Consider the following 24399-nt stretch of genomic DNA (forward strand, 5'->3'; position numbering starts at 1 on the left):
TGTTCACTTGAGTCTCATCCGCGGCGGTTCTGCTCCCGATCGCTCTCTGGCGACGAACGCGGCTGCTGCGACCTACTGATCGGATACGAATGGCATTTGGCCGTCCCGCACGGTAAGATAGAAGACATCAGGATGCGATAGCAGGTACGGACAAGCATCCGAACGCGTGTCCGCGCGGAACGAAAGGGGGAACCACCCATGTTTGCTTCACCGACGAAAGGCGGCCTGATCATGCTGTCCGATATGCTGGGCAAGCTGCCTCCGTCCGAGAAGAAAATCGCGTCGTATATTTTGGCGCATCCCGTAGAGGCGATCTCGCTGACCGCTTCCGAGCTGGGAGAGAAATGCCATGCCAGCAGCGCTGCCGTCATCCGCTTATGCAAATCGCTGAAGTTAAAGGGCTTCCAGGAATTGAAGCTGCGCATCGTCGGAGATTTGAATAAGTCGGAGAGCGAAGGGTACCGCGACATCAAGCAGAATGAGCAGGTCGACACGGTATTGGCGACCATGACGAACAACAGCATTCAGGCGCTGCGGGAGACATCGGAGATTGTCAATCTTCACGATATGGCCGCGGTGGCCGAGCTGTTGATCAGGGCGCGGAACATTCATTTCTTCGGCGTGGGGGCATCGTCGATTATCGGCATGGATGCACAGCAGAAATTTCTCCGGATTAACAAGCCGGCGACCGCGTTTACGGATCTGCATGTGGCTGCGATGAATATCGCGAACATGACGGAGGAGGATGTCGTGTTCGGCATTTCCTATTCGGGAGAGACCTTGGAAGTGGTCGACCTGCTGAAGCTGGCCAATGCGAAGGGCTGCCAGACGGTGAGCCTGACCCACTACGGAGATTCGCCGGTCGCCGCGGAAGCGGGCATCAATCTGTACATCTCGGCGACGAAGGAAGCGACGTTCCGCAGCGCCGCGACGTCTTCCCGGCTTGCCCAGCTGCATATCATCGATGTGCTGTTCATGTGTGTCGCCTCCCATCAATATGAAGAGACCGTGCAATACTTGGATCAGACGCGGGAAGCGATTCGATTCATCAAGGATCGGCACGGTTAATTCAAGGACAACCCGATACTCCTCGCCACGGCCCCTCCCGTGACTTCATGCCGCGGGAGGGGCTGCGCGATCCGAGGCTTCCGCACCGCCGCCGCCTGCCTGCATATAATGTAATCCGCCCAAATGATGCTGGCGGCAGGCAGAACACGGCAAGGAGGGAACCCGGATGATGGATCGGCCGTCACTGATGAAGCGAAGAGACGAAAGGGCGAGCGCTTATACGCACGGCATCGGAATGATATGCAGTCTCGGCGCGTTGGCTCTGCTTGTGGAGGCGGGGATAAGCCATGGGACGGTATGGCATATCGTCAGCGCGGGCGTGTATGGGCTGACGCTCGTGATGATGTTCACCATATCGACGTTCATACACAGCGCCCCCGAAGGGAAGCGCAAGGCATGGCTGAAGATGGCGGATCATATGTCCATTTAGGTATTCATTGGCGGGAACTACACGCCGTTTCTGCTTGTCTACATGCGGAATGAATTCGGCTGGAAGCTGCTGGGGGCCATCTGGGGGACGGCGATTGCCGGCATCATATTGAAGCGATACTATATGGGGCGGTACAAGTGGATCTCGACGATCGGTTATCTCGCGATGGGCTGGCTCATCGTCGTGGCCTGGCCGGAACTGTCCGCCGTTCTGTCGCCGGCCGGTCTTATCCTGCTCGTAGACGGAGGAATCAGCTATTCAGCGGGGATCGTATTTTTCGTATGGGAAAAGCTTCCCTATCACCATGCAATCTGGCATCTGTTCGTGCTGGCGGGAGCGGGACTGCATTTCGTATGCATTTACCGCTATGTTATGCTCGGATGATATATAAGGAGGTGCGCCATGCCCCGCAGGAATGCGGCCAGCATGACGCCTCTCTCCATGGCGAATATTACAGATGGCGCTCCGCGTAAATGCGCATGGCGTCGCGCAGCGTCTCCGCCAGAGCGGGATGAAATCTCTCGTACAGCTGGCGGAAATCGGCGTGGTCCACGTACAATTCGCCCAGGCCGGTATAGACCTCGCGCGTCGGGGTGTAGAAGCGGCTCACCCATTGGAAGTGATCGGCGATAACCTCCTGAATCAGGTCGCTTTCCGGTGGACGGCCCTCGCGAATGAGGGCGGCGATGCGCTCGTGTATACGCTCGGACTCCTGCTGCACGTCCTGCCATTCGCTGCCCGACCAGGCGTTGGTGCGCGCCTCGCTCTCCCGGATATGGCGCTCTGCGCCTTCCCCGTATTTTTCCTTCAACTCCTCTACATACTTCTCCTGCCTGCTTCGGTCAAATCCGTCGAACCATTGCTCTGCGTTCATGGCTTGTTCTCCTTCCGTCTCGTGTATCGTGCGATCCAGCGTGGCGACCAGACGCTGCAGCCGATCGATTCGCCCAATCAGCAACTGGCGGTGCTGCTGGAGGGCTGCTTTCTGATCGAAGGTATCCGATTGCATCAAGGCCTGAATGTCCGTCAAGGGGAGGTCCAGCTCACGGAAGAACAAAATATGCTGCAGCTGCCGCAGCTGATCGTCTTCATAATAGCGATAGCCGTTCTCTCCCACATAGGCCGGCTTCAGCAAACCGATCTGATCATAATACCGCAATGTCCGGATCGTGACGCCGGACAGCTTCGATACTTCATTTACGGTGTAGGCCATAAATTCATCGCCCCCTTCATGTCTGCGCCTTCGAGATCAAATGTTCAAGCAACCTTCTTGGAGCAAAACCCCCGGTCTTTTTGAACATGCCCATTATAAAGGGTGACGCAACGTTACGGTCAATATGCAAAAAAGAAATATGCGAATGTTAAGGTCGAACCCTTGACATGGCCCCCGGATTCGGATATGATTAGGAACGTTGATGGGCTGTAAAGGTTTTTTCCTTGACGAAAGGAGTGGCCCGTATGAACGAGGAACATGTTCTGGAGAAGACGAACCGCGTCAATATGCTGTTCGATTTCTACGAACCTCTCTTGACGGAGAAGCAGCAGACGTTCCTGAAATGTTATTTTCAAGACGATTTTTCACTAGGCGAGATCGCCGCTGAATTCGGCATTAGCCGCCAGGCGGTATATGAACATATTAAGCGGGCGGAGCAGACGCTCGGCTCCTATGAGAGCAAGCTTGGATTGGTAGCGAAGTATGAACGCCGGAAGCAGCTGCTGGATGCGCTGCGCGACGAATTGAATGAGATAATGGGTATGCCCGACCCGCAGCGTGCGGAACTGCAGAAGATTATCCGTGAACTGCAGGCGTTGGATTAAGGGAACGGGGTGAATAGGAATGGCATTTGAAGGACTAACGAGCCGGCTGCAGAATGTGTTCGGCAAGCTGCGCGGCAAGGGAAAAGTAACCGAAGACGACGTCAATGAAGCGATGCGCGAGGTACGCCTTGCGCTGCTGGAGGCCGATGTTAACTTCAAGGTCGTCAAGGAATTCATCACTAAGGTGAAGGAGAAGGCGGTCGGCCAGGAAGTGATGAAGAGCTTCACGCCGGGCATGGTCATCGTTGACATCGTCAACAAGGAACTGACCGAGCTGATGGGCGGGACGGCCGCCAAGCTGGCCAAGGCGAACAAGCCGCCGACGGTCATCATGATGGCCGGCTTGCAAGGCGCCGGGAAGACGACGACGTCCGGGAAGCTGGCGAAGCTGCTGCAGAAGCAGAACCATAAGCCGCTGCTGGTCGCAGCCGACATTTATCGGCCAGCCGCCATCAAGCAGCTGGAGGTGCTGGGCGCGCAGATTAATGTACCGGTCTTCTCCCTGGGGGATCAGGTCAGCCCGGTAGAGATTGCGCGCCAGGCGATGGAGCATGCGCGCGCCAATCACCTCGACTATGTCATCGTCGATACGGCGGGCCGCCTGCATATCGATGAAGCGCTGATGGAGGAACTGAAGCAGATTCACGAGACGGTGAATCCGGACGAAGTTCTGCTCGTCGTCGATGCGATGACCGGTCAGGATGCGGTCAATGTCGCGGAGAGCTTCAACCAGCAGCTGGCGCTTACCGGCGTCGTGCTGACGAAGCTGGATGGCGATACGCGCGGCGGTGCGGCGCTGTCGGTCAAGGCCGTGACAGGCTGTCCGATCAAGTTCGCCGCTCTCGGCGAGAAGATCGATGCGCTTGAGCCGTTCCATCCGGAGCGGATGGCGTCCCGGATTCTCGGCATGGGGGACATGCTGTCGCTCATCGAGAAGGCGCAGGCGAACATCGATGCGGACAAGGCGAAGGAAATGGAGATGAAGATGCGCAATGCCGCATTTACGTTCGACGATTTCCTGGAGCAGATGCAGCAAGTGAAGCAGCTCGGGCCAATTGATCAGATTCTGGACATGATTCCGGGCATGAACAAGATGAAGCAGACGGCCAATCTGAAGGTGGATGAGCGCCAGATGGGCCGGATCGAGGCGATTGTGCGCTCGATGACGAATGAGGAGCGGCAAGATCCCGATCTTATCAATCATAGCCGCCGGAAGCGGATCGCTGCCGGAAGCGGAACATCGCTGGCCGACGTCAACCGGCTGATTAAGCAGTTCGACGAGATGCGCCGGATGATGAAGCAGTTCACCGAGATGATGGGGCCGAAGGGTCCGAAGATGATGAAGAATTTGAAGAGCAAGGCCGGCAAAGGAATGAGATTTCCTTTCCGCTGATGCATAGGGCCGGTTCCCCATAACGAGCCGAATTCCGTTAAGGAGGTGAAAGTCGTGGCAGTACGTATCCGTCTGAAACGTATCGGTGCTCACAAAGCTCCGTTCTATCGTGTCGTTGTATCTGACTCCCGCTCTCCGCGTGATGGTCGATTCATCGAGGAAATCGGTTACTACAATCCGGTAGCTCAACCGGCAGTCGTTAACATCGACGAAGAAAAAGCGTTGAAATGGCTGCAAACAGGGGCACAAGCTTCTGACACCGTTCGCAACTTGCTTAGCCAAGCTGGCGTCATGAAGAAGTTCCATGAGCAAAAATACCAGAAGTAATCTAACCGTTCGGAGGGTCGCGAATGGAAGAGTTAGTGTATGTTATCGCACGCGCTTTGGTCGATCATCCGGAGGAGGTCCGTGTGAAGGCCGTGGAGAAAGACCATATTATCGTATATGAGCTTCACGTCCATCCTGACGATGTCGGGAAGGTTATCGGGAAGCAAGGTCGCATTGCCAAGGCGCTTCGCACGGTTGTCACATCGGCAGCCGTTACGATTCCGAAACGGGTTGCCGTAGACATTATTTCTTAATCATGACGAAACGGGTTAGGATGAGATCCTAACCCTTTTTCGTATAGATGAAGCAATTGTGATACACTTATAATGCATGTTGAACTACCTTTTGGCAGACCCGTAATAGCAGGAGGATCGAGACGTTATGTCTGAACAATTGTATACCGTCGGCAAGCTGGTCAATACCCACGGCATTCGCGGCGATGTCAAAATATTGGCGAGCACCGACTTCCCGGAAGAGCGCTTCGCTTCGGGCAGCGAGCTGATTCTGCAGCACCCGGAGACGAACGAGTCGCTCACGCTCACCGTGGAACGCGCGCGGCCGCAGAAAAATGTCTACATTGTAAAATTCAAAAATTTCGACAACATCAATGACGTGGAACGCTATAAGGGCTGGATTCTCTATGTTACCGCCGAACAGCAGCAGGAGCTGCCGGAGAATGAATACTACTACCATGAGATTATCGGCTGCCGCGTCGTAACCGATGAGGAGACAGAGCTGGGCGTTATCAGCGAGATTCTGGCGCCGGGCGCGAATGATGTCTGGGTCGTCCAGCCCGCGAAGGGCAAGCCGATTCTGCTTCCGGTCATTCCGGACGTCATCCTCGACGTCGATATTCCCGGCAAGCTGGTGAAGGTCCATCTGATGGAGGGGCTTCTGTAATGCGCATCGATGTATTGACGATCTTCCCGGAGATGTGCGAGGGCGTATTCCGCTCGAGCATATTGGGGAAGGCGCAAGAAAAAGGGCTTGTCACCTTGAATGCGGTCAATTTCCGGGACTATTCCGAGAACAAACATCAGACCGTGGACGATTATCCGTACGGCGGGGGCGGGGGCATGGTGCTCAAGCCGGAGCCGATCTTCGCGGCCGTCGAAGCAATGATTGTGCAGGAGGCGGAGGCGGAGCGGACACAGCTTTGGGAGGAAGGGCACACCCCGGCGGCAGATGATTCGGATGTCCCGAATGCTCCAAATAATTCAGACAGGCCGAATGGCCCGAACAGTCTGGAACGGAAGCGGCCGCGGGTCATTTTGATGTGTCCACAGGGCGAGCCGTTCACCCAGGCAAAGGCGGAGGAGCTGGCGCAGGAATCGCATCTCATTTTGGTCTGCGGCCACTATGAAGGCTACGATGAGCGAATCCGCGAGCACCTCGTTACCGACGAGCTGTCGATTGGCGATTATGTACTGACCGGCGGCGAGCTGCCGGCTATGGTCGTTACCGACTCGGTCGTGCGGTTGCTCCCGGGCGTGCTGGGCAATGAATCATCAGCGGTGACAGATTCGTTCAGCACCGGCCTGTTAGAATATCCGCATTATACGCGGCCGGCCGATTTCCGCGGCTGGACGGTGCCCGATGTGCTGTTAAGCGGCCACCATGCGAAGGTGGAGCAGTGGCGCAAAGAGCAGTCCCTGCGGCGCACCGTGGAACGGCGTCCGGATCTGCTCGAGTCCATCGAGCTCAATGAGGCAGATCGCAAGCTGCTGGAGCGCATCATCGCGGAACGGCAAGCGAATGAAGCGAATAAGGAATAACGCAGAAGAGCACTTCCCGGGGATGTGCTCTTTTTGCCATAATATTGGATTCAGGAGTGACAGCATGCAGGAAAAGCCCGTGAACCAGGGCATAGGCCGTAGTTCATGGGCTAGGGTGTGGGAGTAAAGTGCGGCTCGTACGTCTTTAAGCCACGAACTTCTGCAGCAGATCAATCAACGGAGGAATAACCGCCCCAAGGAATTCCAATACTGCGATGAAGATTGTCATATCAATCACTCCCCGATAATTTCCAAGAAACAGTAACGTTCCTTGTACTTTCTATATCGGCAACCTGTCTCTATTTTTGAACAATTGTAACGGAAAAATTGAAAAAAATTACTTAAGGCTACATCGCTCGAGAATATCAGGAGGTTGTTGTTGGAAAGGCAGACCTTGGAGCGGTTATGGAAATAAACTAGAAAATATAGTAATTTGAAATAAAGTAGAGAGGAGGAATATTTTAAGAGAAACTTAAAGTATAGTATGATTATTTTGGTTTCGTCATTATTTTCGAGGCGACTTCATTGCGGCTTCCACATCACCTGACAAGACGTATACGCTGAACGCCTATCTCGTCAATGCGGGAGGAGCTACTCCCGAGTATTTACATAACGCAAGACAACAAACAGACCGCCGGAGAACTTCTCCAGCGGTCTTCTTTTACTCGGCATCCTCTAACGTTAGCTCGATAACGGTATCGAAGTCGTCCGGCAGCTGGGCCGTCGGAATATTGACGAACAGATAATCCGGATAGTCGACCGCATTCCACGGCGTCTGAATGTTGACCTCGGCTCCGTCGGCGAGCAAGCACGCTTCCTTCACGCGGCCATTCAAGCCTTGCAGCGCGATCGGCCCGATTCCCCGATCCAAAATATGAGCGTACAGCTTATTGCCTTTTTGCGTGTACCGTCCCCATTCCGGCTTGCTCAACGCAGCTGCTCCACAACCGTAAATGCTGTCGCCGTTCGCCCGCATCCAGGCTCCGACTTCATCCAGCACGTCAAGCGACAGCTGGGGTATCTCGCCCTTCGCATTCGGCCCGACATTCAGCAGCATGTTCCCATTCTTGCTCACGCATTCGACGAGGCCGCGGACCACCTGCTTCGGTGTCTTGTAGTCGCGGTCATGCGCGTGGTAGCCCCAATGATGATTCAGCGTAATGCACGCCTCCCACGGAATCGGCTTCCCGTCTTCGTTGACGATGCCATGCGGCGGAAGCAGCTGCTCCGGCGAAGCGAAGTCGCCCGCATAGGTTGCCGGCTCGCGGGCCTTGATATTGCCGCCCAACCGATTGTCAATCAACACATTCGGCTGCAGCTCGCGAATCATCTTTACCAGCTCGGTCGCCTTCCATTTCTCCCCGGTCATATCCTCGTAAGAGAAATCGAACCAGAGTACGTCGATCGTCCCATAGTTGGTCAGCAGCTCCTTCACCTGGCCGTGCATATAGTCAAGATAGCGGCTGAAGTCCTGCGGGCGGTCCTTGAATTTCGCGTTGTCCCGCATCGGATGCTGGCGATCGCCATAGGCCGGATAGTCCGGGTGATGCCAGTCGATAATTGAGTAATAGAAGCCGACCTTGAGTCCTTCGGCCCGGAAAGCGTCTGCATATTCGCGAATCAGATCGCGGCCCGCCGGTGTATTCGTCGCTTTATAGTCAGTCAAGGCGCTGTCGAACAGACAGAAGCCGTCATGGTGCTTGGTCGTCATGACCGCATATTTCATGCCTGCGGCTTTGGCGGCCTTGGCCCATGCCTTCGGATCATAATTCACCGGATTGAAGCTGTTGAAATATTTCTCATAATCCTCGACCGGGATGCGCTCGAAGCTGCGAACCCATTCGCCTCGGGCGGGGATCGCATATAATCCCCAATGGATAAACATGCCGAAGCGATCGTGATTGAACCATTGTATGCGCTGCTCGCGTGCGGTTAACGTCATCGTTGCTCTCTCCTTTGCTTTCATTTGTCCCCATTGTACGACGGAGCGGTTATAATGAAGATAGAGAGAATTCATTCGTTTTTGGACAAAATTAAGATTATGGAATGGAGCATGCGAGCATGGGGAAGCCGGATCTGCTGCAGCGCTATCTGGCCAATGTACGGCTGAGCGTGACCGACGCATACTACACGAAATGCAATCCCGGCTGGTGCGAAACCGACTTCGTGCCGGAGTTCAACCGGATGTATCTGATACGAGGCGGGGAAGGGCGAATCGAGATTGACGGAACGGCCTATTATCCCGGGCCTGGCCACATGGTCATTATGCCTGCCCGCGTTATCCAGTCCTATGGAACGATAAGCGCCGATACATACGAAAAATATTGGTGCCACTTCACGGCCCTGATCGGCGAGCGCCATTTGTTCCAGTCGATGCGGATTCCGTATTGCCTTACGCTGTCGGACGACGTGTTCCGGGAGGCGGAGAGCCATTTCCAACGGCTCATCCGGTGCCATGCGCGCGGAGACTGGACGGCGGAGCTGAACAAGCAGGCGATGCTGATCGAGCTGCTCAGCCTGTATTTCCGGACGACGGGGCTGGAACGCATTGATCTGCCTTCCTCTCAGACGCTGGACAAGCTGAATGTGGCCCTGCAGATGATGCACGAGCATCTGTCGGAGCGGCTTAATGTGCAGCAACTGGCTGAGCGGGTCCATTTTCACCCGAATTACTTCATTACCTTGTTCCGGGAGCATATGGGAGAGTCGCCGGTTCAATATATGAATCGGATGAAAATCGAGCGGGCAAAGCACCTGCTGCTGACGACGGCGTTGACGGTGACCGAAGTGGCCGAAGCGGTTGGCCTGGATGTATATTATTTCTCTCGTTTGTTCAAAAATAGTACCGGATTCAATCCAACGTCGTTCAAAGCGGCGCATAAAACGGAGGCGAAGTGAACTGATGATGGCGGATACGGAGAACAAGATGCGGCTGTTTATCGGCGTGCCGCTGGGCGAGTCTGCCAGCGCCGCCCTCGACAACTGGGCGAAGCAAGCGCGGCGCCAGTGGACATTTTCCCGCTGGGTCCATCCGGTGGACTACCATATCACGCTGCAATTTCTCGGTGATACTCCGGAGTCGAAGCTGGCCCCGCTGCTGGAAGGGCTGAACCGGACGGCGGCGCACAGCGGGCCGTTCCGGCTGACCTTGAGCGAATGGGGCACGTTCGGGCTTCCTGCCTCGCCACGGGTACTGTGGGCGGCCGTCGCCGGAGATATCGATAGGCTTCATGAACTGCATCATCAGGTTCTGAAGACGACGGCTCCGCTAGGCTTCCTGCCGGAAGCGAGGCCATATCGGCCGCATATTACATTGGCCCGCAAGTATAAGGGAGCGGCTGCATGGGACCCGGGCATGCTGGAGGCAGATACGAGCGGCGCGGCAGCAGAGTGGACGGCGGATCGCTTCTGTCTGTTCCGAACGCATATGCAGGCTGCGCCGATGTACGAGCGGCTGGGCGAATTCCGGCTATCCGGTACTTCCGGTTCATAAAAAAGGGCTTGTTTTCACCCGCAGGACGTCCGGGGAAAACGGGCCCTTTTTCACATATATTTACGGGTTTACCACCTTTATAATAAAAAAGACCTGTCCTATCGGCATTTTTCGCCATGAACAGGCCTTTTCTTGTCTTCGTTTGAGAGGACAGTACAGACAGGAGGGATGAGACACATTTTGAACAAGCGCATATATGCCGTTAACTGTCGGGAAATGCTGTTATCGTACCGGTATGACGACACTGTGCCCTGCCGCCGTTACTGTGAATGGATAGGAGGAGAGACTAATGAACAGATTCGCATCTCGTGCAGGTCTGCTGCTGCTTATCGTATCTGCCGCCCTGTTGGCCGGCTTCAAGCAAGTGGACGAACCGCAGCAGGCGACATGGGTATGGCAGGCCGAGCGTATCGTATCGGAACCGGAGCAATTATTGTCTTTTGCCAAAAATAATCAAATTGATGTGATGTTCTTGCACATCCACCCGGATGTTCCGGACTCGGCATATCGCCAATTTATTCGGCAGGCCGCCAAGGAAGGCATTGAAGTGCATGCGCTGGCGGGCGATCCGACATGGGCGCTGCCGGAGTACCGCGGGCGGATGCTGGATTTTCTGCAGAAAATTCAACGTTACAACGCACAGGTTGCGGAAGATGAGCGGTTCCGGGGAATCCACCTAGACATTGAGCCGTATGTGCTGCCGCAATGGCAAGAAGACGCGAATGAAATCATTCATGGATGGATGGACAACCTTGACGTCTTCCTCGATGCCGGACGGAAGGAAGGCAGCCTCGAATTCGGCGTGGACATCCCGGTATGGTTCGACGGATACGCCGGAACCGACCCGTCGGATGCATCCTTGGCGGAAGCGGTCATGAAGCGGTTTGATTACACGACGCTGATGGCGTACCGTCACGAGCTGGAAGGAGGTAATGGAATCCTGGCCCTCATTCGCGAGGAGATGGCTATCGGGGATCGGCTCGGCACGAAGGTATTGGTCGGGATCAACGCCAAGCCGATGCCGGGAGAAGAGCATACGACCTTCGCCAATCAGGGGGCGGCGGCCATGAACGACGCTTTGAAGCAGATCGGCGCTTCCTTGGCGGGGCATCCTTCCTATGGAGGGACGGCCGTGCACGATTACCGCTATTGGAATGATCTGCTGGCGCAGCAGCCGAATGTGCCCGATCCGACGGAGCCCGATCCCGGCCCGGAACCCGATCCTGACCCGGAGCCTGATCCTGGCCCGAAGCCCGATCCTGGCCCGAACCCTGATCCTGGTGCGAAGCCCGATCCTGACCCGAACCCTGATCCTGGTCCGAAGCCTGATCCGGAGCCGAACCCCGACCCGGGACAGCCTGAACCCGATCCGGATCCCGACTGGATCCCGGACGCCTCGCCGATTGAACGCGTCAAGCCCATTGTCGGCACCTATATTTGGCGGGCCGAGCTGGCGATTTACCAGCCGGATGAGATCATCGCCTTTGCCCGGGACAAAGGCATCAATCTTCTGTACGTCCGGTTGGATCTGGAGCAGCCGTACGAAGTCTACCGCTCGCTTGTGAAGAAGGCGCATGAAGCGGGCATCGAGATGCATGCCATGGGCGGCCATCCCGGCTGGGCGCTAGAGGATAATGCGCCGCGCATTCGCAGGCTGATCGACTACGTGAAGAAGTATAACCGCGCCGCGGAAGCGGATGAACGGTTCCACGGCATCCATCTGGATGTGGAGCCGTACGTGCTCCCGGATTGGTCGAGCAGCAAGGAGGAGGTGCTGCGCCAATGGACGGCCAACATGAAGATGTTCGTACAGGAGACGAAACGGAACTCGAATCTCGAGACGAGCATCGATTTGGCTGTGTGGCTCGATCGGACGCTCCTGCCTGACGGGCCGGAGCAGTCGGTAAGCGAATGGATGATCCGGACGATGGATCATGTGTCGCTGATGGCGTTCCGCAACACGGTAGACGGCTCGAACGGCATTGCGGCTGTTGTCCGCGATGAGATGCGCATGGCCGATCGGCACGGGAAGCCGCTCATCGTCACCGTCGAGATGAAGCAGAGCCCGGAGGGCGGCCATATTTCCTTTTTCGACAAAGGCAGCGCCGAGATGGAGAAGCAGCTCTCCCATCTTCCTGGACTGTTGGGCGAGTTCACCGCCTATATCGGCAACGCGGTGCATGCCTATGATTATTGGAAGGAAGCCGAGCCTTGAGGCGGCTTCTCTTGGCCGCTTGTGGCCGTTAATCTGTCCAAGCAAGACCACTTTCCCTTCAGGGTATGGTATCCTTGATGGAGAAAGTGGTCTTTTGTATGTGCGGCCGAAGCCGCGTTCAGGATCGCGTGAAAGCGATGCCGGCTTGCGTATGCGAGTAATCGTTCCCATGCCATAATTCGATTAGTGTATAGGAGAAATACGATGCCAAGATATGAAGCGACTCGCGAACAGATTCGCCGCAATCCTTCGTTCTATCCATTTGAGCCATGCAGTGAGAATGAGATAGCAAGAGAACGGATAGAAGGCGTTCCGGAGGACTACATTGACTTTTTGAGGGAAATCGGTTGCGGGGATGACGGTTGTTCGAACCGAACCAATAAGCTTGCTTGCGACAGCACGCAAAAAATCGCTTGCTTTCAAGCACAGTGCATCATAACGGCAATGGTGCGCTGTTTTATTAAGGGAAAACGGATCATACTTAATAATGACGTCATACGCTGGATAATACTCGTTTGCACGAGCAGACTGAAAATAAGAGGAATACATAAATTATTTTCTTGTAATCGGTTGGCCGGTATGCTAGAATTATTTCTGTTGTTTGGAATACGGTGGTCCTCTATATTCGATGAGGTTGAGCGCATGGGGCGCTCCCGAGATGTATGAACACCTGTGTGGAAGGAGGGAGTCCAAGATGAATATCGTTCAAGCGATTACGCAAGACCAGCTTCGCAAGGATATTCCTAGCTTTCGTCCCGGCGATACTTTGAAAGTATATGTAAAAGTTATCGAGGGATCTCGCGAGCGTATCCAGTTGTTCGAAGGTGTGGTCATTAAGCGTCGTGGCGGCGGAATCAGCGAAACATTCACCGTTCGTAAGATTTCTTACGGCGTAGGTGTTGAGCGTACGTTCCCGCTTCATACGCCTAAAATCGATAGAATCGAAGTGGCTCGCCGTGGTAAAGTGCGTCGTGCGAAGCTTTATTATCTTCGCAAACTTCGCGGTAAAGCAGCGAGAATCAAAGAAATCCGTTAAGGAAACGGGGGCTTGCTTAGCTGCAAGCCCCTTTTGCTATTTTAGTCCACGTAAGTGGTCGAAGCTTGCATGTTCGCCTGCCGATAGCGTATGATATGACTGCATAGCAGCAATTCGAGGAAAGCGGGGCACTGCCGATGGATCAACACGACCAAATGATGCAACCGAATGCGGCGGAAGAGCCGCCAACCAAAAAGCCGCAAGCGAAAAACGAGCTTCTGGAGTGGGTGAAAGCGATTGCGATCGCCGTTGTGCTCGTCGTCATCGTGCGATGGCTGTTATTTGCTCCGTTTATCGTAGACGGTCCTTCCATGGAACCGAATTTTTGGACGGGCGAGCGACTTATTGTGAATAAAGTTTTGTATGATTTTCGCGAACCGAAGCACGGGGAAGTGGTCGTCTTCCACGTACCGGAGGAGAATCGCGATTTGATTAAGCGGGTTATCGGCGTGGCCGGGGATACGATTGAATACCGCGGCGACGATCTGTACGTCAATGGGAATAAGGTTGAGGAACCTTACATACAAGAAGCGCTGGACGAAGCCCATAAAAATGGCGAGCTGTACAATGACCGCGATTTCCCGAATGATCTGATTCAAAAGAACACGGTGCCGGAAGGGCATATTTTCGTGATGGGAGATCATCGGAATAACAGCACGGATAGTCGCATGCTTGGTTTTATTTCGTTGAAGGACGTCATCGGAAGAGCGGATGTTATTTTCTGGCCGCTGCCGCATGCGAAGCTTGTACAACACCACTAGGCAGGCAGAGACTGAATCATCAGGAGGTGGATGCCGATGACTATCCAATGGTTCCCCGGGCATATGACACGCGCCCGGCGGCAGATCCAGGAGAAGCTCAAGCTCATTGATGTCGCCATCGAGCTATTGGACGCGCGGTTGCCTATGTCCAGCCGCAATCCGATGATTGGCGACATTTTGCAAAATAAGCCGCGGCTCATATTATTGAACAAGGCGGATCTGGCCGATCCGGACATGAATGCGCGTTGGCTGCAGGTGTTCCGTGGCGAAGGCCATGCCGCGCTCGCGATCGACGCCTCGACAGGCACGAACGTCGCCCAGATACCCGGCGAGGCCCGGAAGCTGCTGGAGGAGAAAATTCAGCGCCAGATCGCCAAGGGGATGAAGCCGCGTCCGGTACGGGCGCTTATCGTCGGCATACCGAATGTCGGCAAATCGACGCTCATCAACAAGCTGGCTGGCCGCAGCGTGGCGGCAACCGGCGATCGGCCGGGCGTCACCAAAGGGCAGCAGTGGATCAGGGTTGGCTCCGAGATGGAGCTGCTCGATACGCCGGGCATTTTGTGGCCTAAGTTCGAGGACCAGGAAGTCGGCTACCGGCTCGCGGCGACCGGAGCGATCAAGGATGAAATACTGAATGTCGAAGATATCGCGTTCTATGCGATCAAGCAACTGGCTGACCAGTACCGGGATCGCCTCAATGAACGCTACGGCCTCGATATTCCGCCGGAAGGCGGCCGGGAGCAGGATGAGATTGTCGAGATAATGGAAGTGATTGGACGCAAGCGAGGATGTCTGATGGCCGGCGGACGCATCAATCTGGAGAAAGCCTCAAGCCTCATCCTGCGCGATCTGCGCGGAGGCAAGTTGGGCCGGATTACGCTCGAGGAGCCGTACTCCTTCCTCGTCAATGAGAACGGGAACTGAACGGAAAGCGCCGTATGCGCCGATTTATCGGACGCGCGGCGTTTTTTTGATCTGCGGCACGACGTCGTCGCCCGCTGCCTATTTCCTTGCGGCCAACAGTGAAGAAGGCGCAGTGTTGACGTAGGCAGCTATTCTCCCATCGAGTCAGGGGAACTGTATGTGTGGAGAACTGCTTATGGACAATTTCCCGTCGGGTCAGGAGACCATGAATGTATAGGGAGCTGCTTATGCATAATCTCCCATCGGGTCAGGGAGCGTGTGTGGGGAGCTGCTTATGTACACTCTCCCGTCGGGTCAGGAGACCATGAATGTGTAGGGAACTGCTTATGTACGATCTCCCATCCGGTCAGGAACGTGTGTGGAGAGCTGCTTATGTACAGTCTCCCATGGGGTCAGGGAAGTGAAGGTGTGGAGAGCTTCTTATGTACGATCTCCTATCGAGTCAGGGAACATGTGTGTGGAGCTTCTTATGTACAATCTCCCGTCGGGTCAGGGAACGCGTGTGAGCTCTTATTAGCACTCTCCTCTTAGGTTAGAAATAGGTAAGCTAGCAGCACTTTTTATGCAATTCCAGTCGGAGTTTCGGCTACTAGTTTTGAATATTTGAAAGAAGCGGCGCTTTAGAAAATCTGACGGAGAGGGATAATGGGTGAAAGGATGGGAGAGGGCAAGAAGCAACCTGACTCGTTGGGATATTGGCCAAAAGAACAGCCGGGGGATGTGGCCGCTCACCAGCACTCGAAGGGAAGTCATCTGCATGGAAAGGGAGGCAAGCAAGTTCCAATTCGGGAGGGGGATTATTCCATTAGCAGAACATATGTCGTTATTTGGCGTATAGATAGATGTTAGATACGAGCGTTACGGGATGCTCTGCCAACCGGAGCGGATAAGGAATAAGTTGAGGAGAAAACAAGGCGAGTGAAATGCAGGAAGAGGGGAAGATAATGGGTCAGCGCAAGACAGTGGATGCGGAAGCTGAAGCGATAGATCTGACCGCATGGGAGAAGCGGTTATGGGAGGAAGGGCTTCAGTATGTGGCCGGCATTGATGAGGTCGGGCGAGGCTGCCTGTTCGGCGATGTAGTCGCGGCGGCCGTCATACTGCCCGCGGGTGTCGTTATTGAAGGGATAAATGATTCGAAGAAGCTATCGGCGAAAAAACGGGAGGCGCTCTACGAAGAGATAACGGAATGCGCGATCGCTTGGTCTGTTGCGCAGGTCGACGCGTCTACCATTGATCGCATTAATATTAAGCAGGCTTCGCGCCTGGCTATGAAGCAGGCCGTCGAGGGGCTCGGCATCCGTCCCGATATGCTGCTGATCGACGCGGAGCGCATCGATTGCCCGCTGCCGCAGGAAGCGATTGTGAAGGGGGATGCGAACAGTCAATCCATTGCGGCCGCCTCGATTATCGCCAAGGTAACGCGCGATCGGCTGTGTGCGGGCTTGTGGGATGAGCTCTACCCCGATTATGGCATTGCCGTACATAAAGGATATGCAACGAAGCTGCATCGCGAGCATTTGGAACGGCTTGGTCCGTCGCCGATGCACCGCAAGTCGTTCCTGAAGTCGCTCTTCCCGGAGGAGGAGCAGTTGAGCCTGTTCTAAGCATGTACGGGCCCAATGGCCTCTGGACCGGCTTATATTCCGGCCTCCGTCTGCCGATATAGAAGTATATTGTTCTTGAGGAACGGGGGTTGGCCTGTGAATATTTCGCAGATGGTGCGCGGCTTGGTTGGGGAGGCGAGACCTGGCGAGCAGCGGACATTAGAATTGAAAAGCGGCCAAGTGGTGCGCGGCACCGTCGCTAGTGTGGCCGAGAACGGACGCGAGGCTGTCATTCAGATTAACGGGGTGCCTGTGCGCGCTGTGCTTGATACGCCAATGCGCCCGGGGCAGACGGCTTGGCTCCAAGTGCAGGGCCAGCAGGCGGACGGCATGATCATGCTGAAGGCGGCTGACGGTCCTGCATTTGCTCAACTGCCCTCGATAGAGGAAGCGTTGAAGCAATCCGGCCTTCCGGACGAGGGCTGGGCGCGAAGACTGCTCCACGAACTGCAGAAGGGCGGTGTGCCGCTGACGAAGGAGCTTGCTTCGCGGCTAGCGCAGGCATTAGCCGCCAAGCCTCAGGGTGTTCCGGCTGAGCAGTGGATGCAGGCGGCCGGTCTTGCATTGCGCCGCCAGCTGCCGTTGAGCGGCGAGACGCTGCGTGGCCTGCAGCAGGCGATGTTCGGCAAGCCGCTCAATGATTTGCTTGCCGGCTTTCAGCGTGCGGGCGAGGCTGCGCTTGCCCGGAGCGCAGGAGGACCGGCAGGAGTGGCAACTCCTTGGGCTGCTCCACTTCGGGAAGCGCAGGCGCTGGTGCGCGACATTATGGCGTCGCTTCCGCGAATGGACTCCGCTCCCGGCGCCGGGCCGAACGGCCAGACGCCAGCTCCCGCCGCCACGGGCGGGAACCCGGCGGCGCAGGCTGCATCGGCTGCGGGGCAATCCCCTGAAGGCAGTTCGCCAGCTGTGAACGCCGCCCCGAATGCCGGCAGCGGCCCCGCTGCCGGGACGGCTGCCACAGGTACTCCGCTAACGGCGTCTGCAGCGGCTGGGCCTGTGGCCGCAACGGCCGTCACTGGGGGCGAAGGCGGAGCTGCGGCTGCCGGTGCGGCGGGCCAGACATCCGCCGCGGGTGGGGGCGCCTGGATTGGGCGCCTGCTGCAGCTGCTCGGCGTGCCGCATGAGCAGCAGGTGCACCGTGCAGCCGTCCTGGAGATGACGGCCGCAGGCAGTGGGGCGCCGCAAGGTGACGGCGTCCCGGGGCGCGGCGCGTCGGCGGAGAGCACCGCCGTCCGGCCGCAGCCCGGCTCAGCCGCGCCACCAGCGGCTGGCGCGGCTTCAAGCGCAGCGGCGCAGGCCCCGGCGATGCCGGGAACGCCTGCATCGCCGGAGGCGGCAGCGCGCCCTCAAGCGACGCAAGTGCCCGCGTCGGGCGGCACGCCGGAGAAGGCTCCGGCCGCCGAGCCTGGAGCCGCAGCGCGTGCCGCGGCCGCCACAGCGCCGGAAGCGGCTCAGGCGCCGCCGCAGCAGAGCGCGGCCCAGACGACTGCCGCGCCGGCGGAGTCGCTGAAGAGCGCGCTGCTTCAGCTCCTCCAGAGCGAGGCGTTACCGCCGGCTGTGCGCGAAGCGGCGCAGCAGCTGGTCCATCAGATTACGGGCCAGCAGCTTCTTCTGACAAGCGACCGGCAAGCGCCGTTCACGCATGTAACCTTGTTCGTGCCGCTCGTAACGCCGGACGGCCAGCAGACGGCCGCTGTCCACATTCAATCTCGGCAGAGCCGCCGTGGCGAGCTGGAGTCGGACAACTGCCGCCTCTGGTTCGATCTGAACATGAAGGCGCTGGGCCGGACGCTCGTCGACGTTCAGGTCGTGGAACAGGCCGTGGCGCTTCATATTCATCAGACGGATGAGGCCATCGGAGAATGGCTGGGCGGATTCCGCGGCGAGGTGGAAGAAGCGATGAATCGAATCGGTTATCAATTGTCGGCCTTCCGCATTTTGCCGATGCCGGACACGAAGGTGGACGAGCCGAAGAACCGGCCCGAGATTGATATGGACGATTATGCGCTTCAGCCGTACAAAGGGGTAGATATCAAAATATGAAAGACCCGGAAGCAGCATCCCGGACATCCGGGCGTTATCAACGGAAGACGGCGGTGGCGCTGTCTTACAAGCCGGAGCAGCATGAGGCGCCGGTTATCGTTGCCAAAGGGCAGGGACAGCTCGCCGAACAGATATTGGAGAAGGCGAAGGAGAGCGGCGTGCCGATCCAGGAGGACGCTTCCTTGGTGGAGGTGCTCTCCAAGCTGGACATCGACCAGCAGATTCCGGCCGAACTGTATCATCTGGTCGCCGAAGTGCTGACCTTCATCTATCGGACCGATCAACGGGCGGAGAAAGGGTGGAAGCGTCATGAATGAGTTCCGCCGCGGCGCAGGGAGCTTCAAGCAGGATAAGCGGACCGAGAAAAATAAGCAGATCGTGAAAAAACGGAGCGGCGGCCTCAACCGGAAGGAGAAGGGGGCTGCCGCGGAACGGATGGCAGCCGAGCGGCTTCAAGCGCTCGGCTATCGCATTATTCACAGGAATTGGCGCTGCCGCACGGGCGAGATTGACATCATCGCGCGGGACGGCAACTGCTGGGTTTTTGTTGAGGTTCGCAGTCGATGCGGCCTTGCCGGAGCGGAGGAGGCGGCCGAAGCGATTGATTGGCGGAAGCAGCACAGGGTAAGAGCCGTGGCCGAAGTGTACGTGAACCGGTATCGGCTCCATGAAGCGGAGATCCGCTTCGACGCTGTTGCAGTTGCCCTGGGTGGACACCCCTCCAATCCCCCGGATATTACCGTGTTTCGCAATGCATTCTGAGGCGTTTAGCTGAGAATGATCCCGCATGTTGCTTGGACAAGTACCGGATCGTTTCGCCAACACTTTGATGGGGAGACCTGAATTGTAGACGTAACGAAATTAAGAGTACTAGGGTCAGGGAGAACAGTAGAAAGAAGAACGTAAAAAAATCTGGAAATGAAAGTGGCCACTAAGAATTACTTTTCCGAACCAACTGAGCAGTTCTCGGCGATTTATAATGCACATAAGTAGATCGAACGATCCGTTACCGTTTAACCGGAGCTGCTGCGTCATCATTAATCTCTGAATTGGTCAAACAGTGATTGCGATTTATACATAATAAAAAGCGTTTGCTTTTAAGGGGGTTTAATGTTTTATTCTCTTAAAAGGGTTGTTATGGAATATTTTAATGCATATCCAAGTGGTAAAGTACCGATATGACATCATGTTAATCGACATCTCCTTGCTAATTTCCTCAATTAAGCTTTTTACTGCGGTGGTAGTTCCCTATTAAAATCTCTCATAATCAAAGTACTAGCTAAAAGTGCTGTGTTGCTAGCTATCTGATCATATATGCCTAGACAAGCTCCATAATAAATTGCGGTAATGAGCCCAAAAATTCCGTTGTTTGAATGGAGGTAACCGGAAATGAAAACACATATATTGGTTAGAGCACTGTTATTCGGTATATTTGCATACACATTGAGTTTCTTATTTGATGGTATTTTTGATGTAAAGGAAATAATAGCTCCTATGATTTTTATTCTTCTCTGTGTAAATGAGTACTACTACAAAAAAATGAAAACTGAAAATAAATAAAGTGACCTATAATATGCATATTAAATATGACTTTATATGGAAAAATTAAAATTGGGAGGGGATATCGATGTGGCGTCTATATGTGGTTTTTAAGATTATAGTCTAAGGTAATGATTTCTCTTGTATTAATTTTTCGATGATGTTTTCAACCAAATTTAATTTACGCAGATAGTCAGCTTGTTTTACCTATTAAGCCTTCTAAGGCACCTAGTGCTAAAGTAAGCTTTGATGATATTGATACAATAAATGCAAATATTGGATTAAATAAAAATCAGGTTCGTGAAATTAGAGATGTTCAGGTTATTGAAAATATAAGAAGCGAATTTTTAACAATTCTGAGCATCAGGCTTTTACTGGGCTCAATAAAGATGAGTTGGAAGAACTTTAAACCAAGTATTTTACCTTGGTTTTTGAAGGCACAAAAGCAGATGTTGAAATACTCAAAAATGGAAACAAACAAGATTAAGAGAGACTGAAAAAGGAATTTCAAAATACAACGTTGATGCTCAGGAGAAATCAGACAAAACCTTTATAAGTGATGCATTTTCTGTTGTTAGCCACACCAACAGCATCTGCGCTGGATTGTAAGCCAGCAGCGAAACATGTTCATAGGTTTCAATACCATACTGTGTAGCTGTTGGTCTGGTTGTGGTCTCCAGTTCGTTATGCAATTGGTATGCAGTAAATGTGACTAAGCACTTGTGTTCAAAGAGTTTGTCGCCGCTCGCTCCCCTTGGGGGATGAGAGCGGCGTTTTTTATTTTCAGCGCCCCTCGCGGAATGCGGCATACAGAGGCAAAGTTGCGTAAGAAGTTACCCCTCCTTGCGCCGATCGAGCGAGCGGTATTGAATCGCTTCCGCGACATGGGCGGGACCGATTGAATCCAGTTCCTCCAGATCGGCAATCGTCCGTGCGAGCTTCAAGAGCCGATCGTGGGCCCGCAGGCTTAATCCCAATTGATCATAAGCCTGCTGCAGCAGTTGCTCCGCCTCCGGCGATATCGCGCAGTGCCGGCGCAGCAGGGAGCCGGACAGCTCGCTGTTGAAGCGTAGCTTCAAGCCTGCGTAGCGCTGTGCTTGGCGCTGGTGAGCTTGAAGCACCATGGAACGCATCTCAGCGGAAGACAAAGAGGGCCCTTTCCAGTCCGTGACAGGTGAGCGGGGCACCTCGACCTGCATATCGATCCGGTCGAGCAGCGGTCCGGACAATTTGGCGCGATATTGGGCCAGCCGCATCGGGGTGCAGCGGCAATCGCGCTCGGATGACGAGCTATACCCGCAAGGACATGGGTTCATGGAGGCGGCTAGCATGAAATGGGCGGGGAAACGGTATACCGCCCGCGCCCGTCCGATCGTGACATGCCGCTCCTCCAGAGGCTGCCGGAGCACCTCCAAGGCCTGCCGTGGGAATTCGGGGAGCTCGTCGAGGAAGAGCACTCCGTGATGAGCCAGACTGACCTCACCTGGCTTCGGAATCGAGCCTCCGCCGATCAGGCCGGCGGAGGAGATGGAGTGATGCGGAGCCCGGAATGGGCGCTCCCGTATCAGGCCGCCGTCCGCCCGATCCCATTTGCCGGATACGCTGTACAGCTTCGACACCTCCAAGGCTTCGTCGTCGCTGAGCGGAGGCAGAATCGTCGGGAGTCGGCGGATGAGCATCGTCTTCCCGGTGCCCGGCGGCCCCGTCAGCAATATATTGTGCATGCCGGCAGCAGCCACGACGAGGGCCCGCTTCGCATGAAGCTGTCCAAATACATCGGCGTAGTCTTCAGCACGATTCGATAGTACGTGCTCCCCTTCTCCCTGACGTGGCGTTCCTGAATTAGCAACGGCAGACCAAGGGGCGAGGTCCTCCAGTTGGAGCAGCTCATGCAGATGGCGCAGAGGATAAATGTCCAGCCCTTCGACGAGAGCGGCTTCCTCCGCATTGTCGGAAGGAACGAGCATCCGCTTGAAACCTTGCTTGCGAGCTTCATCAGCCAGCGACAAAATACCCGGAACCGGCCGGGTCGATCCGTCCAGCGCCAGCTCCCCGACTAGCAGCATGTCGCGCAGCGGATCGGATGGCAGCTGCCCGCTCGTGCACAGAAGCCCTGCAGCGATCGCCATATCGAAGGACGTTCCTTCCTTGCGCACGTCGGCTGGCGCAAGATTGACAGTGATTCGCGCAAGCGGGAACTTCCAGCCGCTGTTGCGGACGGCCGCGCGGACCCGCTCGACCGATTCGCGGACCGCCGCATCGGGCAGACCGACAAGATTCACGTTCGGCAACCCTGGCGAGATGTCGATTTCGACATGGATAAGCCGACCGTCGACACCGCATATCGATGCACTCCACAATTTTCCATACATGTAAAAACACCTCTCCTTCCATTATCGTGGCCGCAAAGGCCGGATGCAGGGGAAAGGTGCTTCCTTATCGTCCCTAAATATATTAATATTATAGGAGTATGCCAGCTCCTCCGTCAATGGATATGAGATTCATCTCATTAATAGATGATAATGATATCAAAAAAATGTCCTTTCTGCTCGAATTAGAGAGGAAAGCGTTTTTGAAACATGATACAATATTGGAGGACTGTATATATTTTCCGCGGAAGAACGCGTTTTCGAAGCGATGGAAGCGGTTCCGCGTTCACGGCCGCGCCAGGAGACGGAGAGTACAGCAGGTTCTATCAGCTGATACGGTCTATCATGCTACCGGCTCCAATGGCTACGCGTCGCTACACGGCCTAAGAGGCTAACGATGGGTTAGGGGGATGCACAATGAATATTCATGAGTACCAAGGCAAGGAAGTATTGAAGCAATACGGCGTTGCGGTTCCGAACGGCAAGGTTGCTTTTACGGCAGATGAAGCCGTTGAAGCGGCGAAGGAGCTCGGAACGTCCGTTGTCGTGGTGAAAGCTCAGATTCATGCAGGCGGTCGAGGCAAGGCGGGAGGCGTCAAGATTGCGAAGAACCTGGACGAGGTGCGCACATACGCGTCGGAACTGCTCGGCAAAGTGTTGGTAACGCATCAGACAGGCCCGGAAGGCAAGGAAATCAAGCGCTTGCTCATCGAGCAAGGCTGTGACATCAAGAAAGAATATTATGTCGGCGTCGTAGTTGATCGTGCAACCGGCCGCGTCGTGATGATGGCTTCGGAGGAAGGCGGCACCGAGATCGAGGAAGTGGCGGAGAAGACTCCGGAGAAAATTTTCAAGGAAGTCATCGACCCGGCTGTCGGCCTACAAGTGTTCCAGGCGCGCCGCCTCGCTTATGCGATCAATATTCCGGCAGAACTGGTCAACAAATCTGTCAAATTCATGCTGGCGCTCTATCAGGCGTTCGTTGAGAAGGATTGCTCCATCGCGGAGATTAATCCGTTGGTCGTAACCGGCGACGGACAAGTGATGGCGCTTGACGCGAAGCTGAATTTCGACTCCAACGCGCTGTTCCGCCACAAGGACATTCAAGAGCTGCGCGATCTCGACGAAGAGGACGAGAAGGAAATTCAAGCATCCAAGTTCGACTTGAGCTACATCGCGCTGGACGGCAATATCGGCTGCATGGTGAACGGCGCCGGACTTGCGATGGCGACGATGGATATTATTAAATATTACGGCGGCGAACCGGCCAACTTCCTTGATGTAGGCGGCGGAGCCACGACAGACAAGGTAACGGAAGCATTCAAGATCATTTTGTCGGATGACCAAGTAAAAGGAATCTTCGTCAACATCTTCGGCGGCATTATGCGCTGCGACGTCATTGCGAACGGCGTCGTGGAAGCTGCGAAGCAAATCGGACTGGATCGTCCGCTCGTCGTCCGCCTGGAAGGGACGAACGTCGATCTCGGCAAGCGCATCCTGAACGAGTCGGGATTGAACATTGTCGCGGCGGACTCGATGGCGGATGGAGCGCAGAAAATTGTCGCTTTGGTTCAATAATTTTGTCGACGAGGAGATGA

General features: G+C 55.3%; 21 protein-coding genes and 2 pseudogenes. 20 read left to right on the top strand and 3 right to left on the bottom strand.

Going from position 1 to position 24399, the window contains the following annotated elements; translation table 11 throughout:
• Positions 1-198 precede the first annotated feature (198 nt).
• Positions 199-1068: a MurR/RpiR family transcriptional regulator gene (locus DQX05_RS17875; RefSeq protein WP_119794875.1), complete on the top strand. Its 870-nt coding sequence runs from the start codon at positions 199-201 to the stop codon at positions 1066-1068.
• Between the two features lie 187 nt (positions 1069-1255).
• A pseudogene (gene trhA / locus DQX05_RS17880) lies at positions 1256-1882 on the top strand (PAQR family membrane homeostasis protein TrhA).
• A gap of 67 nt (positions 1883-1949) precedes the next feature.
• Here the strand turns inward: trhA and DQX05_RS17885 are convergent.
• Positions 1950-2711 (bottom strand): MerR family transcriptional regulator, encoded by a 762-nt coding sequence (locus DQX05_RS17885; RefSeq protein WP_119794876.1) that lies wholly within the window; start codon positions 2709-2711, stop codon positions 1950-1952.
• 245 nt (positions 2712-2956) lie between these two features.
• On the opposite strand from DQX05_RS17885, the gene DQX05_RS17890 reads away from it, so the two are divergent.
• The 7 genes and pseudogenes from DQX05_RS17890 to DQX05_RS33230 all read left to right on the top strand — a co-directional run.
• Positions 2957-3316 carry a putative DNA-binding protein gene (locus DQX05_RS17890; protein ID WP_087443022.1) on the top strand — a complete coding sequence of 120 codons (360 nt, stop codon included), beginning with the start codon at positions 2957-2959 and terminating at the stop codon, positions 3314-3316.
• 19 nt (positions 3317-3335) lie between these two features.
• Entirely contained in the window at positions 3336-4709 is a 1374-nt protein-coding gene (gene ffh / locus DQX05_RS17895) for a signal recognition particle protein (protein ID WP_087443023.1), read from the top strand.
• 54 nt (positions 4710-4763) lie between these two features.
• Complete coding sequence (gene rpsP, locus DQX05_RS17900) at positions 4764-5036, top strand: 30S ribosomal protein S16 (protein ID WP_006676643.1); 273 nt, start codon at positions 4764-4766, stop codon at positions 5034-5036.
• A gap of 23 nt (positions 5037-5059) precedes the next feature.
• Entirely contained in the window at positions 5060-5290 is a 231-nt protein-coding gene (locus DQX05_RS17905; RefSeq protein ID WP_087443024.1) for a KH domain-containing protein, read from the top strand.
• Between the two features lie 127 nt (positions 5291-5417).
• Positions 5418-5936 (top strand): ribosome maturation factor RimM, encoded by a 519-nt coding sequence (rimM, locus tag DQX05_RS17910; RefSeq protein WP_119794877.1) that lies wholly within the window; start codon positions 5418-5420, stop codon positions 5934-5936.
• A complete protein-coding gene (gene trmD, locus DQX05_RS17915; protein WP_119794878.1) occupies positions 5936-6811 on the top strand; it encodes a tRNA (guanosine(37)-N1)-methyltransferase TrmD in 876 nt (291 codons plus the stop codon). The genes rimM and trmD overlap by 1 nt, the downstream gene beginning before the upstream one ends.
• Positions 6812-7317: 506 nt before the next feature.
• A pseudogene (locus tag DQX05_RS33230) lies at positions 7318-7557 on the top strand (DUF5412 family protein); the annotation flags it as partial.
• On the opposite strand, the gene DQX05_RS17920 reads toward DQX05_RS33230, so the two are convergent.
• On the bottom strand, positions 7473-8777 hold the full coding sequence (locus tag DQX05_RS17920) for an alpha-L-fucosidase (RefSeq protein ID WP_397335660.1): 1305 nt from the start codon (positions 8775-8777) through the stop codon (positions 7473-7475). The pseudogene DQX05_RS33230 and the gene DQX05_RS17920 sit on opposite strands and share 85 nt — an antisense overlap.
• A gap of 95 nt (positions 8778-8872) precedes the next feature.
• On the opposite strand from DQX05_RS17920, the gene DQX05_RS17925 reads away from it, so the two are divergent.
• From DQX05_RS17925 to DQX05_RS17980, 10 genes are all read left to right on the top strand, one after another.
• A complete protein-coding gene (locus DQX05_RS17925; RefSeq protein WP_119794880.1) occupies positions 8873-9709 on the top strand; it encodes a helix-turn-helix domain-containing protein in 837 nt (278 codons plus the stop codon).
• A 4-nt stretch (positions 9710-9713) separates the two neighbouring features.
• On the top strand, positions 9714-10304 hold the full coding sequence (gene thpR / locus DQX05_RS17930) for an RNA 2',3'-cyclic phosphodiesterase (protein ID WP_119794881.1): 591 nt from the start codon (positions 9714-9716) through the stop codon (positions 10302-10304).
• Positions 10305-10593: 289 nt separating this feature from the next.
• A complete protein-coding gene (locus DQX05_RS30350) occupies positions 10594-12519 on the top strand; it encodes an SGNH/GDSL hydrolase family protein (RefSeq protein ID WP_147385202.1) in 1926 nt (641 codons plus the stop codon).
• Positions 12520-13213: 694 nt separating this feature from the next.
• Complete coding sequence (gene rplS, locus DQX05_RS17945; RefSeq protein WP_087441463.1) at positions 13214-13555, top strand: 50S ribosomal protein L19; 342 nt, start codon at positions 13214-13216, stop codon at positions 13553-13555.
• 137 nt (positions 13556-13692) lie between these two features.
• A complete protein-coding gene (gene lepB, locus DQX05_RS17950; RefSeq protein WP_119794883.1) occupies positions 13693-14316 on the top strand; it encodes a signal peptidase I in 624 nt (207 codons plus the stop codon).
• Positions 14317-14352: 36 nt separating this feature from the next.
• On the top strand, positions 14353-15243 hold the full coding sequence (gene ylqF, locus DQX05_RS17955; protein ID WP_119794884.1) for a ribosome biogenesis GTPase YlqF: 891 nt from the start codon (positions 14353-14355) through the stop codon (positions 15241-15243).
• Positions 15244-16187: 944 nt separating this feature from the next.
• On the top strand, positions 16188-16850 hold the full coding sequence (locus tag DQX05_RS17965) for a ribonuclease HII (RefSeq protein WP_119794970.1): 663 nt from the start codon (positions 16188-16190) through the stop codon (positions 16848-16850).
• Between the two features lie 96 nt (positions 16851-16946).
• Positions 16947-18893 (top strand): DNA ligase, encoded by a 1947-nt coding sequence (locus DQX05_RS17970; RefSeq protein ID WP_119794886.1) that lies wholly within the window; start codon positions 16947-16949, stop codon positions 18891-18893.
• Entirely contained in the window at positions 18890-19210 is a 321-nt protein-coding gene (locus DQX05_RS17975; RefSeq protein ID WP_119794887.1) for an EscU/YscU/HrcU family type III secretion system export apparatus switch protein, read from the top strand. Before DQX05_RS17970 ends, DQX05_RS17975 begins: the two co-directional genes overlap by 4 nt.
• On the top strand, positions 19203-19655 hold the full coding sequence (locus DQX05_RS17980; protein WP_119794888.1) for a YraN family protein: 453 nt from the start codon (positions 19203-19205) through the stop codon (positions 19653-19655). The genes DQX05_RS17975 and DQX05_RS17980 overlap by 8 nt, the downstream gene beginning before the upstream one ends.
• Positions 19656-21265: 1610 nt before the next feature.
• Here DQX05_RS17980 and DQX05_RS17990 read toward each other — a convergent pair.
• Entirely contained in the window at positions 21266-22804 is a 1539-nt protein-coding gene (locus DQX05_RS17990) for a YifB family Mg chelatase-like AAA ATPase (protein ID WP_119794890.1), read from the bottom strand.
• 414 nt (positions 22805-23218) lie between these two features.
• On the opposite strand from DQX05_RS17990, the gene sucC reads away from it, so the two are divergent.
• Positions 23219-24379, top strand: a complete 1161-nt coding sequence (sucC, locus tag DQX05_RS18000) for an ADP-forming succinate--CoA ligase subunit beta (RefSeq protein WP_119794892.1) — start codon at positions 23219-23221, stop codon at positions 24377-24379.
• Positions 24380-24399 lie beyond the last annotated feature (20 nt).

The sequence above is a fragment of the Paenibacillus thiaminolyticus genome, assembly GCF_003591545.1.
Taxonomy (GTDB): domain Bacteria; phylum Bacillota; class Bacilli; order Paenibacillales; family Paenibacillaceae; genus Paenibacillus_B; species Paenibacillus_B thiaminolyticus_A.